The sequence below is a fragment of the Pseudomonas sp. NFPP07 genome, from assembly GCF_900115645.1.
GTDB classification, from domain to species: domain Bacteria; phylum Pseudomonadota; class Gammaproteobacteria; order Pseudomonadales; family Pseudomonadaceae; genus Aquipseudomonas; species Aquipseudomonas chlororaphis.
Window position 1 is genome coordinate 114,583 of sequence record NZ_FOXG01000011.1, and the last position, 15,314, is coordinate 129,896.

Sequence of the window (15,314 nt, forward strand, 5' to 3'; positions counted from 1 at the left end):
CAAGGAAACGTCCAGCCATGCTCTCCATCTACCAGCTCAAACCGCGCTTCCAGAACCTGCTGCGGCCATGGGTCCAGCGCCTGTACGAGAACGGCACCACGGCCAACCAGATCACCGTGCTGGCGGGAGTGATTTCGTTGCTGGTGGGCGCCCTGATCGCCAGCTTCGCCAGCCACCTCTGGCTGTTCATCCTGATCCCGCTGTGGATGATCCTGCGCATGGCGCTGAACGCCATCGACGGCATGCTGGCCCGGGAATTCGGCCAGCAATCGCGCCTGGGCGCCTACCTCAACGAATTGTGCGACGTGATTGCCGACAGTGCGCTGATCCTGCCCTTCGCACTGATTGCCGGCGTCAGCCTGCCGCTGGTCCTGTTGGTCACGCTGCTGGCGCTGTTCAGCGAATACGCCGGCGTGCTGGGGCCGATGATCGGCGCCTCGCGCCGCTACGACGGGCCCATGGGCAAGAGCGACCGGGCGTTCGTGCTCGGCGTGCTGGCCACCGGCATCGCCCTGGGCTGGCTGAGCGCCGCCTGGATCAACGGTGTGCTGGCGGTGGTCGCCGCGTTGTTGGTCTACACCTTGATCAACCGGGTTCGCCAGGGCCTGCTCGACGTACAACTGCAAGACACCCAACGACAAGAAGTCCAGCAAAACGCCCCCTCGGAATAAGGAAGTTGCCATGCGCGAAGCTCTCCACCAGACCTTCACCACCCACGACGGCGTCGAGTTGTTCTACCGCCACTGGCCGGCCACCGCCGCCCCCTCGGACGCCCCGCGCCAGGCCGTGCTGCTGTTCCACCGCGGCCATGAACACTCCGCGCGCATCGCCCACCTGGTGGACGAACTGGACCTGCCGGCCTTCGATTTCTTCGCCTGGGATGCCCGCGGCCACGGCCAGTCGCCCGGCGCCCGTGGCGACAGCCCGAGCTTCGCCACCAGCGTGCGCGACGTGCAGACCTTCTGCGATCACCTGCGGGCCAGCCACGGCATCGACGAAGAACACATGGCCGTGGTGGCCCAAAGCGTCGGCGCGGTGATTGCCGCCACCTGGGTCCACGATTACGCGCCGCGCATCCGCGCCCTGGTGCTGGCGTCGCCGGCGTTCAAGGTCAAGCTCTACGTGCCTTTCGCCCGCCCGGGCCTGGCGCTGATGCGGCGTTTTCGCGGCAACTTTTTCGTCAACAGCTACGTCAAGGCGCGCTTCCTCAGCCACGACCCGGCGCGCGTGGCCTCCTACGACAGCGACCCGCTGATCACCAAGGCGATCTCGGTGAACGTGCTGCTCGGCCTGTACGAAGCCGCCGAACGGGTGGTGGCCGATGCCCAGGCGATCCAGGTGCCGACCCAGTTGCTGATCTCCGGCGCCGACTTCGTCGTCCATCGCCGGCCTCAGGAACAGTTCTTCGAGCGCCTGGGCAGCCTGCACAAGGAAAAACACATCCTGCCGGGCTTCTTCCACGACACCCTCGGCGAGAAGGCCCGGGCCCCGGCCGTCGCCAGCGTCCGGCGCTTCATCCTGCAGAACTTCGCGCGACCGCTGAACCGCCCTGCCCTGCTCGACGCCGACCGCCTGGGCCTGACCTGCGCCGAGTCAGAGGCGCTGGCGGCGCCCCTGCCGCATAACTCCCTGCGTGACCTGTACTGGCGCATGACCCGCGCCAGCATGCGCCTGGGCAGCCAGCTCTCGGCCGGGGTCAAGCTGGGTTTCGACAGCGGTTTCGACTCCGGCAGCACCCTGGACTACGTGTACCGCAACCAAGCGACCGGCACCTCGGCGCTGGGCCGGATGATCGACCGCAACTACCTGGATTCCATCGGCTGGCGCGGTATTCGCCAACGCAAGCTGCATGTGGAAGAACTGCTGCGCCTGGCCATGGAAAAACTGCGCGCCGAGCAGCGCGAAGTGCGCATCGTCGACATCGCCGCCGGCCACGGGCGCTACATTCTCGAAGCCTTGCAGGGGGTCAGTCCGCTGCCGGAGTCGATCCTGCTGCGCGACTACAGCGACATCAACGTGCGCGACGGCAGCGCGTTGATCGCCGAGAAAGGCCTGGGCGAGATTGCCCGCTTCGTCAAAGCCGATGCCTTCGACCGCGACGACCTCGCGGCCCTGGCGCCCAAACCGACGCTGGCGGTGGTCTCCGGCCTGTACGAGCTGTTCGCCGACAACCAGATGGTCAGCGATTCCCTGGCGGGCCTGGCCGCCGCCGTGGAGCCTGGCGGTTACCTGGTCTACACCGGGCAACCGTGGCACCCGCAGCTGGAGCTGATCGCCCGCGCCCTGACCAGCCACCGCGCGGGCCAGGCCTGGGTCATGCGTCGCCGGACCCAGGCCGAGATGGACCAACTGGTGGAAGCCGCGGGGTTCCGCCGGATCACCCTGCGCGTCGATCAGTGGGGTATTTTCAGCGTGTCGCTGGCACAGCGGGTGCAATGATGACCGTCGCCGCGACATACACCCGCGAGCCCGGCCTGCTGAAACCCGCGGTGCTCTGGCTGTTGCTGCTGGCGCCACTGTTTTTCGGCACCTACGGCTTCGCCACCTGGGTCACCGCGCAACGGGCCGAGGTCGGCAGCCTGGTGTTCGACTGGGAGCGGCAGATGCCGTTCTGGGCCTGGAGCATCGTGCCCTACTGGTCGATCGACCTGCTGTACGGCTTTTCCCTGCTGTTGCCCACCAGCCGCGAAGAGCTCAAGCGCCACGCCTTGCGCCTGCTGACCGCGCAAGTCATCGCCGTCAGTTGCTTCCTGCTCTGGCCGCTGCGTTTCACCTTCCAGCGCCCGGAACTGGATGGCCTGTTCGGCTGGCTGTTCGACGTGCTGGCCGGCTTCGACAAGCCGTTCAACCAGGCGCCATCGCTGCACATCGCGCTGCTGGTGGTGCTGTGGGTCTGCTACGCGCGGCATGTCCAGGGCGCCTGGCGCTGGCTGGTGCACGGCTGGTTCGCGCTGATCGGCGTGTCGGTGCTGACCACTTATCAACACCACTTTATCGACGTGCCCACAGGCGCCCTGGCCGGCTGGCTGTGCGTCTGGCTGTGGCCGCTGGACCGCCCCGGCATGCTGCACAACCTGCGTCTGGCCCGCGATCGTCAGCGCTGGCGCCTGGCGTTGCGCTACGCCCTCGGCGCCGTGGCGCTCGCCATCCCGGCCTTCATCTGCGGCGGGGCCTGGCTGTGGCTGCTATGGCCGGCGGTGTCCCTGCTGCTGGTGGCGCTGAACTATGGGCTGTTCGACGCCAAGGGTTTCCAGAAGGGCGCGGACGGCCGCCTAAGCAACGCCACGCGCTGGCTGCTGGCGCCTTATCTGGCGGCGGCCTGGATCAATTCCCGGCTGTGGACACACAAGCATCCACAGCCCGACGAGGTTGTGGATAACGTCTGGCTCGGGCGCGTCCCGACCCCGGGCGAGCTGCAGGACAGCCCGTTCAGCGCGGTGCTCGACCTGTGCGCCGAACTGTCCGTGGACGGTCGCCACCTGGCCTATCGTTGCGTGCCGGTGCTCGACCTGACCGCGCCCACCACCGAGCAATGCCGCGAGGCCGCGCAAGCCATCGAAAGCCTGCGCGAACACGCGCCGCTGCTGGTCTGCTGCGCCCTGGGTTATTCGCGCAGCGCCACCGCCGTGGCCGCGTGGCTGTTGTACACAGGCCGCGCCGCCAGCGTCGATGCGGCCATCGTGCAGATCCGCCGCGCACGCCCGCAGATCGTCCTGCAACCCGCACATCGCAAGGCCCTGGAGCCTTTATCCACAGCCCTGGGGAGCGCCCATGGCCACTGATATGGAACTGCATGCGGTGGCCAGCCTGTTGCGCCGCGGGCATTCGCTGGACCTGTTATCCACAGGCCTGAGCCTGCTCGGCGCCCTGCTTGGCCTCGGTCAGTGGTTGCTCGGCGTGTCCGCCCCCTGGGCCATCGTCCTGAGCGTCGCCCTGCTGGTGCTGGGCTTGCTGCAAAAGTACTGGGCGCTGCGGGTGGCCTTCGATGCCGAGCTGTTCCAGCGGGTGGCGGACAGTCCGCTGCCGCTGGCCGAGCGCAGCGCCGCCCTGGACCAGGCGCTGAGCGCCCTCAACCTGCAACCGGCGAACGCCGGCGGCCGCCCGTGGCAACAACGCAGCCACGGCGCCCTCAACCTGTTGCGTCGCCAGGCCTGGCTACTGGCGGCGCAAGTACTGCTGACACTGGGCTTCATCCTGGCCAGCCCCTCGCTGGCCATCGCCGGATAAGGAATTCTCATGCTCGAACCCCTGGTCGCCACCCTCATCACCTCCGCCGCCCGTACCATTACCGGGGCGCGCAGCCTGTGGCTCGGCTGCGGGCCGCAGGCGGTGCAACGCATCTACTTCGCCAACCACAGTAGCCACGGCGACTTCGTGCTGCTCTGGGCCTCGCTGCCGCCCGCGCTGCGCAAGGTGACGCGGCCGGTGGCCGGCGCCGATTACTGGCAGACCCGCCCACTGCGCCGCTACATCATCAACCGCGTGTTCAACGGCGTGCTGATCGACCGCGAACGCAAGGAGCCTGTGGATAACCCCTTGCAGCCGATGCTCGACGCCCTGGCCAACGGCGATTCGCTGATCATCTTCCCCGAAGGCACGCGCAACCTGGAGGAGGAAGGCCTGCTGCCGTTCAAGAGCGGCCTCTACCACCTGGCGAAAAGTTACCCACAGGCCCAGGTGATTCCGGTGTGGATCGCCAACCTTAACCGCGTGATGCCCAAGGGCCGTTTCCTGCCCCTGCCGCTGTTATGCACCACCAGCTTCGGCGCGCCGCTGTCCCTCGAGGACGGCGAAAGCAAAGAGCACTTCCTCGAACGCAGCCGCGCAGCGCTGCTGGCCATGGCCCCGGAGCATTCTTGAGATGGATAGGCAAACCCTGATGTTGTTCGGCGGGATCGGCGCGGTACTGGTGCTGGCCTCGCTGATCGGTTTTCTGCTCAAGCTGCGCAGCCGTGGCGCGCCGAGCTCGGTGATCGACAACCTCAACGCGCGCATCAACGCCTGGTGGGTGATGGTGCTGGTGATCGGCATCGCCTTCTGGCTCGGCACCAGCGCGGTGATCCTGTTGTTCTACGCGGTGTCCTTCTACGCCCTGCGCGAGTTCCTGACCCTGATGCCGACCCGGCGCAGCGACTACCCGGCGCTGGTGGCGGCGTTTTACCTGGCCCTGCCGGTGCAATACCTGCTGATCTACTTCGACTGGTACGGGCTGTTCTCGATCTTCATCCCGGTCTATGTGTTCCTGCTGCTGCCGATCCTCGCGTCCCTGGGCGGCGACAGCACGCACTTCCTGGAACGTGCCTCCAAGGTCCAGTGGGGGCTGATGATCGCGGTGTTCTGCGTGTCGTTCGTGCCGGCGCTGCTGACCCTGGATATCGCCGGCTACGAAGGGCGCAACCTGCTGCTGATCGCCTACCTGGTGATCGTGGTGCAGATGTCGGACGTGTTGCAGTATGTCTGTGGAAAACTCTTCGGCAAACGCAAGATCGCCCCGCGGCTGTCGCCATCCAAGACCGTGGAAGGTTTTGTTGGCGGCATCCTCCTGGCCTCGTTGATCGGCGGCGCGCTGTGGTGGATCACCCCGTTCACTATCTGGCAGTCGTTCCTGATCGCCCTGCTGATCAACCTGCTGGGCTTCGCCGGCGGCATCGTCATGTCGGCGATCAAGCGCGACCGCGGGGTGAAGGACTGGGGCCACATGATCGAAGGCCACGGCGGCATGCTCGACCGCCTGGACTCGGTGTGTTTCGCCGCGCCGATCTTCTTCCACCTCGTGCGCTACTGGTGGACCTGAACACCCCGCTCCCCGTTCTTCTGTAGGAAGACGCAATCGCCACGCAAGACGCGATCGCGTGCTTGACCGGGGTTGCTGTGCGCGCTCATATTACGGTCATAATTTTTTGCTCGACTACCTTTAAAGCCTTCTTTTCCGATTGCAGGAGAACAGCCATGAGCAGCTACGACGTCGTCATCCTCGGTGGGGGTCCCGGTGGCTACAACGCCGCCATTCGCGCCGGCCAGCTGGGCCTCAAGGCCGCCTGCGTCGAAGGTCGCGCCACCCTCGGCGGCACCTGCCTGAACGTCGGATGCATGCCGTCCAAGGCTTTGCTGCACGCCTCGGAGCTATACGACGCGGCCATGGGCAAGGAATTCGCCGAACTGGGCATCGAGGTCAAGCCCCGCCTCAACCTCGCCCAGATGATGAAGCAGAAGGACGACAGCGTGGCCGGCCTGACCAAGGGCATCGAGTTCCTGTTTCGCAAGAACAAGGTCGACTGGATCAAGGGCTGGGGCCATATCGACGGCCCGGGCCAGGTCACGGTGACCGACAGCGCCGGCGGCAAGACCCGGTTGCAGGCCAGGGACATCGTGATCGCCACCGGCTCCGAGCCGACGCCACTGCCCGGGGTGGAGATCGACAACCGACGCATCCTCGACTCCACCGGCGCGCTGTCTCTCGGCGAAGTGCCCCGGCACCTGGTGGTGATCGGCGCCGGGGTGATCGGCCTGGAGCTGGGTTCGGTCTGGCGGCGCCTGGGGGCACAGGTGACGGTGGTCGAGTACCTGGACCGCATCTGCCCCGGTGTCGATGGCGAAGCCGGCAAGACCCTGCAACGGGCCCTGGCCAAGCAGGGAATCGCCTTCAGGCTCGGCACCAAGGTCAGCAGCGCCAGCACCTCGGCCAATGGCGTGCAGTTGAGTATCGAACCCGCCGCGGGCGGCACGGCGGAGCTGCTGGAAGCCGACTATGTGCTGGTGGCCATCGGGCGCCGGCCCTACACCCAGGGCCTCGGCCTGGAGAACGTCGGCCTGAGCACCGACTCGCGCGGCATGCTCGCCAACCGCCAGCACCGCACCGAGGCCCCCGGCGTATGGGTGATTGGCGACGTCACCTCAGGGCCGATGCTCGCCCACAAGGCCGAGGACGAGGCCATGGCCTGCATCGAGCAGATCGTCGGCAAGGCCGGCGAAGTGAATTACGACCTGATTCCCAGTGTGATCTACACCAAACCGGAGCTGGCCAGCGTCGGCAAGACCGAAGAGCAGCTCAAGGCCGAGGGCCGGGCCTACAAGGTCGGCAAGTTCCCTTTCACGGCCAACAGCCGGGCCAAGATCAACCACGAGACCGAAGGTTTCGCCAAGGTCCTGGCGGACGCGCAGACCGATGAAATCCTCGGCGTGCATTTAGTAGGACCGAGCGTCAGCGAAATGATCGGCGAGTACTGCGTGGCCATGGAGTTTTCCGCCTCGGCCGAAGACATCGCCCTGACCTGCCACCCGCACCCGACCCGCTCCGAGGCGTTGCGCCAGGCAGCGATGGATGTCGAGGGGATGGCGACGCAGATGTAGACCCCTGTAGCCGCTGCCGCAGGCTGCGATCGCGACCGAAGGGCGCGCAAGCTCTCAAGATCGCCGAAGGCCTTCGGCAGCGGCTACAGATGATCGCGTCAGGCCGGTAAATGCCCCAGCGGCAGCGCCCCCGGGGTTTTCACCGTGTGGATCGCGAAGTTGCTGCGGATATCGCTGACGCCCGGCAGTTTCAGCAGGCTGCCGGTGAGAAAACGGTCGTAGGCGCGCAGGTCCGGCACCACCACCTGCAGCAGGAAGTCCGACTCGCCGGACACCAGGAACGCCGAAAGCACCTCCGGCAGCGCCGTCACCGCCTTGTGGAAGGCTTCGGAATGCTCGTCGGTGTGCCGCTCGACCTTGACCCCGACGAACACCGTCAGCCCCAGGCCCACTTCATCGCGATCGAGGTTGGCCTGGTAGCCGCGAATCACCCCGGCTTCTTCCAGCATCCGTACCCGGCGCAAGCAGGGTGAAGGAGACAGGCCGATCTCCTCCGCCAGTTGCACGTTGCTCAAGCGGCCGTCGCGCTGCAGGGCGGCGAGAATCTTGCGGTCGTAGGCGTCCAGTTTCATTTTTGGCATTTTCCGATAGTCACTCCATGTTCAGCTGGAAGATTATGCCAATTTCCGCGTGCATGCTGGCTGACTACGCAAGCACCTGCCCTGCCCTTCGGCCCTAGACTCTACCTACCGAATCGACAACGAAAGGGGGTGGCAAGGTGGCGCAACTGTGGATGTTTTTCCTGGCATTGGCGGTGGTCTATCTGCTGCCCGGCCCCGACATGATCCTCCTGCTGCAAACCGGCGCCCGCCAGGGCAAGGGCCTGGCGCTGGCCACCGCGGTGGGCCTGGCGATCGCCCGGGGCTGCCATGTGGCGCTGGCGGCATTGGGCCTGGCCACCCTGTTCAAGGCCGCGCCCTGGACCTTCGAGGTGGTGCGCCTGGGCGGGGCCGCCTACCTGTTGTGGCTCGGCGTGCAATGCCTGCGGGCCAACCTGCTGCCCTGCCTGCAGGACGGCCAGGCCGCGAGCGCACTGCGCTGGCGTGGAGCGATCCGCCGCGGCCTGCTGACCAACCTGCTCAACCCCAAGGCGCTGCTGTTCTGCTCGGTGCTGCTGCCCCAGTTCATCGACCCGCAGGCCGGCCCCGTGGCCGCGCAGTTCGCCAGCCTCGGCCTGCTGCTGGTGCTGGTGGGTTTGCTGTTCGACAGCGCCTACGCCCTGGCCGGCGCCTGGATCGGCCGCTGGCTGGCACACAACCGCGCCGCCCAGCGGGTCCAGCAATGGCTGTTCGGCAGCCTGCTGATCGGCTTCGCCGTGCGCCTGACTTTTGTGCAACAGGCCTGAAGTTCTGTAGCCGCTGCCGAAGGCTGCGATCGCGACCGAAGGGCGCGCAAGGCCACAAGATCGCCGAAGGCCTGCGGCCTTATCGTCCGAACGCGGCCCGAGCCTTCGGCAGCGGCTACAAAAGACCGCACCTGAGGTTATTGCCCAAACCTGCCCCTGCCGTTATTTGCGTAGGCCCACCCTGGTCGATATTTGCGCAGATCCGCCCGTTGTAGCCGCTGCCGCAGGCTGCGATCGCGACCGAAGGGCGCGCAGGGTCGCAAGATCGCCGAAGGCCTGCGGCCTTGCGCAGCCTTCGGCAGCGGCTACAGGGGGCCGGTTCAAGCCGGCTTGCGGGCAATGATGACCTGGCTCTTGGCGACCACGGCGTCCAGCGCGTGCTTGATCTGCACCCCGCGCGGCGAGTTGAGGATGGTCTGCCAGGTGTTCGCCCATTGGTCCAGCAACGGGTGGTCGGGGTTGCTGAATTCGACCTTGGCTTCCCAGAACAGCAGCATCCACATCGACCAGTAGAAGCCGTACTGGCTATGGCTCAGCACCTCCAGCCCGGCGTCGCCGACCATCTGCTTGAACTGCTCTTCGCTGATGATGCGGATATGGTTGGGCTTCTGGAAATACTCCGGCGCGGCGATGTTCTTTTGCAGGTCCTCGGAGCTCGGGTGCGGCACGCTCAGCAGGTACAGCGCGCCCGGCTGGCCAACCCGCACCAGTTCGCAGAGAAACTGCGCCGGATCGTCCACATGCTCGATGACCTCGGTGGACACCACGCGACTGGCGGTGCCGTCGGCAATCGGCAGTGGATTGCAGTCGGTGACATGGCATTCCACGCCGCGGGCCGGCGTATCGCTCAGGCGCTGGCGCGTCGCCTCGACCTTGGCCGCGTCGATGTCGGCAATGATGATCTTCGCCCCGCGCATCGCGCAGTAATGCACGTTGCCGCCGTCACCACAGCCAACGTCCAGCAGGGTGTCCTCGGCCGTCACCGGAAAGCCGGTGAACAGCTCGCCGTTTTCCTGGTTGAACCAGCCGCTGAGCATGGCGTCCTGCAGGCCCAGCATGTACGGATCGACCTTGGCCGGCGGCGGTGCGTCGGGCGCTACGGCCGCAGGAGCGCTCGCCGTGAGTTTTTTCAGAAGGCTCAGCATGAAGTGACTCCTGTGGAAGGAACGGGAGAACGGGATGTGCCCAGGCGTTGCACCAGCTCGGCGCCCCGATTGCGCAGGGGCAACTCGATGACACGGTAGTTGAGTTCGCTCAGCAACAGCAGCAGGCCCAGGGCGCAGGCCAGCGCCAGCAGCGGCTGCTCGTTCAGCCCGGCCGTGCCCAGGGGCGCCAGGCGGAACCAGGCTTCGCGGACCAGCAGAAACACCGGGATGTGGATCAGGTAGATCCCGTAGGAACGGCTGCCGACCCAGGCCAGCAGGCTTTTCAGCGGGCCGCGGGGCAGCAGGTAGTCGCGGTTGTAGGAAGCGATCCACACCAACAGCGCGCAGAGCACCGCCAGGGCGCCGACCCGGTAACGGGTGACATTAAAACCATCGGTGGCCAACCAGCCCATGCCCAGGCAGGACAGGATCAACAGCAGCGGACCGAGCCCCGCATACCGTCCCAGCCACGTTGGCTCCCAGTGCCGGTAGCTGCCGCAGGCCGTCCACAGCGCCAGCAACACGCCGAGGGCCATGGCGTCGGTGCGGATGACCATCAGCAGCGCCGAGCGCAGGGTCAGGACCTGCACGAGTACCAGCGCCAACAACGCCCAGGCCAGGTACTTGCGGCACAACAGCACCAGCAGCGGCAGCAACAGGTAGAACTGCTCCTCCAGCGACAGGCTCCAGTAGACGAAACTGGCGCCGTACTCATAGTGGAAAAAGCTGTCGGCGAAACGGAAATTGGCGAACTGCAGCAGGCCGGCAACCGTGGCCCACAGGTTGGCGTGCAGACTGCCGAACGCTCCTGAGCGATTGAGGAACAGGCTCGCCAGCAACATCAGCAGCAGCCATAGCCAGGCCGAGGGCAGCAGGCGGAAGGCGCGGCGAATCCAGAAGTCGCGGGTCCGTTGCCAGCACTGCGCGCCGCTGGTGCAGGCGCGCAGCTGCGGGATCAGGCTACGGGCGATGACAAAACCGGAGATGGCGAAGAACAGGTCCACGCCCCACCAGAACTGGCCGTAGGCGGCGACGCCGCCCAACCAGGCGAGCCCGTCGCGAAACAGATTGCCTTGCAGATGATGGAACACCACGCCCAGCACCGCGATGCCCCGCAGCAGCTCGATGTCCATGATCCGCTTGTCGTTCAAGACGGCTCAGCCACGGCGCCGGGCAGCGGCTTGCGGGCAATGATGACCTGGCTTTTCGGCATGAAGCCATCGAGCACCTGCTTGATCGCCAGCCCGTCGGGTTGCGCCAGCAGCTCCTCCCAAGTCCGCGCCCAGCCTTCCATCAGCGCCGGGTACGGCGCCTGGATGCGGTCGCGCACGGCGCCCGGCGGCTCGCGTCCGGCGGCCCGTTCGCTGGCCCAGAAAAAGATCATGCCCATGACCCAGAAAAAGCCCGTGGCCTGCCGATGTTCGATGACCAGCCCGGCGTCCTCGATCATCTGGCCAAAGCCTTCGCGGGAAAAGATCTGCACATGGTTCGGCGCGCGGTAGTAGCCGGGCGGCGCGATGCCCTTCTGCAAATGCTCGCCCACCGGGTCCGGAACGCTGATCAGGTACTGCGCGCCGGGACGGCCCATGCGCACCAGCTCGGCGAGGAACGGCTCGGGCTGTTCGATGTGCTCCAGCACTTCCATGCACACCACTTTGCTCGCGCAGCCCTGGGCCAGCGGCAACGGCAGGCTGTTGCTGACCAGCCCCAGGGCGGGCACGTCCGATTGCTCGGCGACTTGCCGGGCCAGGTCGCGCACCTTGTCGAACTCGCTGTCGGTGAAAATCACCGAAGCGCCCTGGCGCATGGCGAACAGCGTCGCCACGCCCTCGCCGCAGCCGACATCGAGCAGGGTGTCGTCGGCGCTGATGGCAAAGCCCTTGAGCAGCTCGCCGGTTGCGGAACGGAACCAGCCATCGAGCATGGCGTCGCGCAAGCCGCAATCGCGGGGAGAAACCGCAGGCCTGGGCGCTTCGGCCAGCAGCGGCGCAGGCAACGGCGCGCCCCTGCGCAAACGCCGCAGAAATGCCCGCATCACGCGGGAAGCCCGGGGGTCGCAGACGCCTTGCGCCGCTCCAGCACCTGCTGGAAGAACTCGCCCAGGCGCTGTTCGGCCGTGGCCTGGCTACAGAAGCGCCGCAGGCTTTCGACCGCATGGCTCGACATGCGCGCATAACGCTCGGGGTCCTGCAGGGCAACGTCGTAGCTGGCACGATAGGCCGAGCACAATGAATCCCAATTGGTGATGTAGCGCAGGGTCCGGTAGGCCGCCCGCGGATCGTGGGGCCAGGCGGTCAACTCGTCGGTGGAGTCGACGATGAAGGTGTTGTCGTGGTCGATGTAGTCGGCCATTGCGGTGTTGCACGGCGCCACCGCCGGCTTGCCGCAGGACATGAACTCCATCAGCGGCAGGCACTGCCCTTCGCCGAACGAGGAATTGACCACATAGCGGGTGGCCTCCACCAGCCGCTCGTAGTCCGGGTCGGACAAAAAGCCGTGGATCAGCACGATCCGGCACTGGTAGGACTGGTTCTTGTAAAGGTGGTGCAGCATGTCGGCCAGCGCGTCGCCGATATCGTGGTGGGTCAGTTTCAGCACCAGGGTGGCGTCGGCACAGTCGCGAAAGGTGGTGCAGAACGCACTGATCATGTCCTGCCAGTTCTTGCGCCCGTCGTAGGGGTTGAACACCGAGGTGTAGACCACCCCGTCGAGCAGCAGCTGGCAATCGCGGGCCGTGGCATCGAGCGCCAGCGGCCTGTCTTCGCGCAGCATGCCCGGGCCGTAGGCACTCAGGTCCAGGGTCCGGCTGTCGAGCAACAGGCCATGCAGGTTGAGGGTCACCCGGGACGCCCGCGCCTGCTTGCCCAGTTGCTCGCCACGGCGGGCGAAGCGATCCCAGACCGGGGCCGGGATCGCGCAGATCGGGTAGTCCTCGCCCATCACCTCGCGCACCGCTCGCACGGTAAAGCTGGAGTGGGTGATCGCCGCGCCCGCGGTGCCCAGGACCAGCCGCCAGTCATGGCGCGGCTCGCCCTGCCAGCTTTCGGTGGGAATGGTGCTGAACTCCCAGGCGAACACCGGGATGGTCGGGCAGGCGTAATGGTTGGGCGTGCGATGGGGCGGCGAGAACGACAGGAAGATGCACGCCTCGCCGCGGCTCTGGCAGTCGAAATACAGGCGGTCCACCAGCTCGTCGGGGTTGCTGACCTCCAGCACCTGGCCCAGGCGTTCCAGCACCGGCCGGAACTCCTTGAGCACGAAGTAGTAGCTGTATTCGGGACGGCCCAGGTTCTGCTGGATGTTGCTCTTGTTGGTTTCCGAATGGATGAGGATCAGCATCAGGCGTTACCCGCCACGGCCAGGGAGGATGCGCCATCGGCCTCGGTCAGCGGGGTCAGGGCGAAGAACTCCCGCAGGCGCCCCTGGACGCTGGCGAAGCTGCTGTACTCCTGCATGCGCCGGGCCGCGGCCAGGGACATCGACTGGTACCCCGCGGGGTTTTCCTTGGCCATGCGGTAACTGTCCTGGTAAGCGGTTTTCAACGAGCCCCAATCCGGGCGGTGACGCAAGGTACGGAACAGGATGCGCGAGTCCTGCGGCCAGATCGCCGGCTCCTGGCTGGACTTGACGACAAAGGCCACCTCCTCGTCGATGTAATCGAGCATGGCCGTGTGCAGCGGCGCGATCACCGGTTTGCCGCAGGCCATGAACTCCATCAGCGGCAGGCACAGGCCTTCGCACCGCGAGGCGTTGACGTAGAAACTGGCTGCGCCGTACAGCCGGGCGAACTGCTCGTCGTCCAGATAGCCGTGCATGGCCACCACCCGGCAGCTGAACGGTGACAGCTGCGACAGCAGGGTCAGCATTTCGACGTAATAGGTCGACAGGTCGTTCTGGGTCATTTTCAACACCAGGGTGGCGTCTTCGGTGTCGCGCATCGCCCAGCAGAACGCGGTAATCAGTTGATGCCAGTTCTTGCGGCCGTCGTCGGGGTTGAACACGCTGACATAGACCACGCCATCGACCTGGAACTCCACCTGCTGGTCGGTGGCCGGGAGGACAGCCTGGGGGTGTTCTGGCTCAGGCGCGGGTGCCGGCAGGACCACAGGCAGCGCTGCCGCGTGCTCCGGTCTCGATTTCGCCATCAGCGCCCGCAGGCGCTCGGGAACCCGGTCGCGCAACCCCTCGCGGTAGCATTCGCGAACATAGTGCTTGCTGATGAACAGCGGCCGGCGCCATTCGCCGCCGGCCAGCGCCCGATACCATTCGCGCAGATAGTGCTTGGCAATGAACAGCCGGCGCCTGACGGTCAGCGGCGGGGCTTCGACGATTTCGACCTCGACGGGAGCGGGAGGCGGCGGCGCCTCATCCAGCACCGGCGCGATCAGGCCGTCGGCGCAAAGCCCCAGGGCCCGGCTGTCGATGATGCAGCCCTTGATCTGCAGGGTGGTACCGGCGTTGACCGGTACATTGGGGTATTGCCCGCGGACGCCGTCGAAGCGCTCCCACAAGGGGGTAGGCAGCACCAGCACCGGAAAATGCTCACCCAGCACCCGACGCACCGCACGGGCCGTATGACTGGACAGGGTGATCACCCGGCCATGGCGACCAAGGGTGCGGCTCCAGTCCTGGTGCGGGTCGTTATCCCAGTATTCGTGGGGGATCGAATCGAACTCCCAGGCCACCACGCACAGGGTCGGGCAGTCCAGGTCGACCGGGGTTTTCTGGGGTGGGGTGAACGAAAGAAACAGGCAGTCTTCGCCCTTGAGCCGCAGCTCGTGATACAGCCGGTCGACCTCGGCCGGCGTCTGCACCACATGCACGCGCCCAAGGCTTTCCAGCACCGGGCGATAAGCCTTGAGCACGAAGTAATAACTGTATTCCGGACGCCCGAGGCTCTGGCTGATGGAGCCGTCGTTAACATCCGAATAAAGAATGAAATTCATGGCATCTCACGATGAAGCCGCCATCCTGGCACCTTCACACAATGACGGTAGAGCCATGGCGCCACGCCTGTGTTGCGGGCGTGCATCCATCGTTCTCATGCCCGTCTACGTTCTTGTTCTATTTGGTCAGTTTCCAGCGGCTAAAGACAGCCGCCTCTGATCGTTTGGGTCGAGACGAAGGGCATTCTAAACACATCCATCGAATGTTCGGGAACCTACCGGAGAGATTTTTCCTATGCTCAAAAAGGAGAACTTACCGGTCACGATAGGACTTATTGAAATTGCCGCGCAATTGGCACAGATTGACTGCCAAACAACTACAACAATAACTTCGCGCGGCAGGCCATTTTCGATAGTTTTCGGAAGTTCCTGAATTTTCCCGCCTTTAAACCCGGGATTTCGCGCAAGTTCGTGATGAGGGGACTGCCGCTTGAAGAAGCGTCTGTTTGTAACGGACCTGAATGGATTCATGGGTCGTCACACCCAATCCCGCTTGAGCAGCATCGGCTCAGGCCGGAGGTCGCTGCC

At 65.7% G+C, this 15,314-nt stretch carries 14 protein-coding genes; 8 read left to right on the forward strand and 6 right to left on the reverse strand.

The annotated features are described in order from the left end of the window. Window positions 1-17 precede the first annotated feature (17 nt). From BM019_RS25965 to lpdA, 7 genes are all read left to right on the forward strand, one after another. Window positions 18-671, forward strand: coding sequence for a CDP-alcohol phosphatidyltransferase family protein (locus BM019_RS25965; RefSeq protein WP_092421424.1), 654 nt, complete (start codon window positions 18-20; stop codon window positions 669-671). A gap of 10 nt (window positions 672-681) precedes the next feature. Then, complete coding sequence (locus BM019_RS25970; protein ID WP_092421427.1) at window positions 682-2,439, forward strand: bifunctional alpha/beta hydrolase/class I SAM-dependent methyltransferase; 1,758 nt, start codon at window positions 682-684, stop codon at window positions 2,437-2,439. Continuing rightward, a complete protein-coding gene (locus BM019_RS25975) occupies window positions 2,439-3,782 on the forward strand; it encodes a phosphatase PAP2/dual specificity phosphatase family protein (protein WP_092421625.1) in 1,344 nt (447 codons plus the stop codon). Before BM019_RS25970 ends, BM019_RS25975 begins: the two co-directional genes overlap by 1 nt. Then, entirely contained in the window at window positions 3,772-4,227 is a 456-nt protein-coding gene (locus BM019_RS25980; RefSeq protein ID WP_092421430.1) for a hypothetical protein, read from the forward strand. The genes BM019_RS25975 and BM019_RS25980 overlap by 11 nt, the downstream gene beginning before the upstream one ends. A 9-nt stretch (window positions 4,228-4,236) precedes the next feature. After that, window positions 4,237-4,860, forward strand: a complete 624-nt coding sequence (locus BM019_RS25985; protein WP_062824171.1) for a lysophospholipid acyltransferase family protein — start codon at window positions 4,237-4,239, stop codon at window positions 4,858-4,860. Between the two features lies 1 nt (window position 4,861). Continuing rightward, a complete protein-coding gene (locus BM019_RS25990) occupies window positions 4,862-5,794 on the forward strand; it encodes a phosphatidate cytidylyltransferase (protein ID WP_007927638.1) in 933 nt (310 codons plus the stop codon). A 155-nt stretch (window positions 5,795-5,949) separates the two neighbouring features. Then, window positions 5,950-7,350, forward strand: a complete 1,401-nt coding sequence (gene lpdA / locus BM019_RS25995; RefSeq protein WP_092421433.1) for a dihydrolipoyl dehydrogenase — start codon at window positions 5,950-5,952, stop codon at window positions 7,348-7,350. Between the two features lie 98 nt (window positions 7,351-7,448). Here lpdA and BM019_RS26000 read toward each other — a convergent pair whose 3' ends face one another. Next, window positions 7,449-7,922, reverse strand: a complete 474-nt coding sequence (locus tag BM019_RS26000) for an Lrp/AsnC family transcriptional regulator (RefSeq protein WP_009051665.1) — start codon at window positions 7,920-7,922, stop codon at window positions 7,449-7,451. Window positions 7,923-8,068: 146 nt separating this feature from the next. Here BM019_RS26000 and BM019_RS26005 point away from each other — a divergent pair, with 146 nt between their 5' ends. Further along, a complete protein-coding gene (locus BM019_RS26005; RefSeq protein ID WP_009041429.1) occupies window positions 8,069-8,695 on the forward strand; it encodes a LysE family translocator in 627 nt (208 codons plus the stop codon). Between the two features lie 320 nt (window positions 8,696-9,015). Here the strand turns inward: BM019_RS26005 and BM019_RS26010 are convergent, their stop codons facing one another. From BM019_RS26010 to BM019_RS26030, 5 genes are read right to left on the reverse strand one after another with little or no spacing between them, the layout of a single operon-like run. Then, window positions 9,016-9,840, reverse strand: a complete 825-nt coding sequence (locus tag BM019_RS26010) for a class I SAM-dependent methyltransferase (protein WP_092421436.1) — start codon at window positions 9,838-9,840, stop codon at window positions 9,016-9,018. Continuing rightward, window positions 9,834-10,991, reverse strand: coding sequence for an acyltransferase family protein (locus tag BM019_RS26015; RefSeq protein WP_092421438.1), 1,158 nt, complete (start codon window positions 10,989-10,991; stop codon window positions 9,834-9,836). The genes BM019_RS26010 and BM019_RS26015 overlap by 7 nt, the downstream gene beginning before the upstream one ends. Next, complete coding sequence (locus tag BM019_RS26020) at window positions 10,988-11,875, reverse strand: class I SAM-dependent methyltransferase (RefSeq protein WP_092421441.1); 888 nt, start codon at window positions 11,873-11,875, stop codon at window positions 10,988-10,990. Before BM019_RS26020 ends, BM019_RS26015 begins: the two co-directional genes overlap by 4 nt. Then, window positions 11,875-13,179 (reverse strand): glycosyltransferase, encoded by a 1,305-nt coding sequence (locus BM019_RS26025; protein WP_092421444.1) that lies wholly within the window; start codon window positions 13,177-13,179, stop codon window positions 11,875-11,877. The genes BM019_RS26020 and BM019_RS26025 overlap by 1 nt, the downstream gene beginning before the upstream one ends. Further along, window positions 13,179-14,786, reverse strand: a complete 1,608-nt coding sequence (locus BM019_RS26030; RefSeq protein WP_092421447.1) for a glycosyltransferase — start codon at window positions 14,784-14,786, stop codon at window positions 13,179-13,181. Before BM019_RS26030 ends, BM019_RS26025 begins: the two co-directional genes overlap by 1 nt. Between the last annotated feature and the right edge of the window lie 528 nt (window positions 14,787-15,314).

Bases quoted from the DNA above. Each gene is read 5' to 3' on its own strand.
- lpdA (WP_092421433.1), top strand. From the start codon at position 5,950: ATGAGCAGCTACGACGTCGTCATCCTCGGTGGGGGTCCCGGTGGCTAC.
- BM019_RS25965 (WP_092421424.1), top strand. From the start codon at position 18: ATGCTCTCCATCTACCAGCTCAAACCGCGCTTCCAGAACCTGCTGCGG.
- BM019_RS25990 (WP_007927638.1), top strand. From the start codon at position 4,862: ATGGATAGGCAAACCCTGATGTTGTTCGGCGGGATCGGCGCGGTACTG.
- BM019_RS26025 (WP_092421444.1), bottom strand. From the start codon at position 13,179: ATGCTGATCCTCATCCATTCGGAAACCAACAAGAGCAACATCCAGCAG.
- BM019_RS26020 (WP_092421441.1), bottom strand. From the start codon at position 11,875: ATGCGGGCATTTCTGCGGCGTTTGCGCAGGGGCGCGCCGTTGCCTGCG.
- BM019_RS26010 (WP_092421436.1), bottom strand. From the start codon at position 9,840: ATGCTGAGCCTTCTGAAAAAACTCACGGCGAGCGCTCCTGCGGCCGTA.
- BM019_RS26030 (WP_092421447.1), bottom strand. From the start codon at position 14,786: ATGAATTTCATTCTTTATTCGGATGTTAACGACGGCTCCATCAGCCAG.
- BM019_RS25975 (WP_092421625.1), top strand. From the start codon at position 2,439: ATGACCGTCGCCGCGACATACACCCGCGAGCCCGGCCTGCTGAAACCC.
- BM019_RS26000 (WP_009051665.1), bottom strand. From the start codon at position 7,922: ATGAAACTGGACGCCTACGACCGCAAGATTCTCGCCGCCCTGCAGCGC.
- BM019_RS25980 (WP_092421430.1), top strand. From the start codon at position 3,772: ATGGCCACTGATATGGAACTGCATGCGGTGGCCAGCCTGTTGCGCCGC.
- BM019_RS25970 (WP_092421427.1), top strand. From the start codon at position 682: ATGCGCGAAGCTCTCCACCAGACCTTCACCACCCACGACGGCGTCGAG.
- BM019_RS25985 (WP_062824171.1), top strand. From the start codon at position 4,237: ATGCTCGAACCCCTGGTCGCCACCCTCATCACCTCCGCCGCCCGTACC.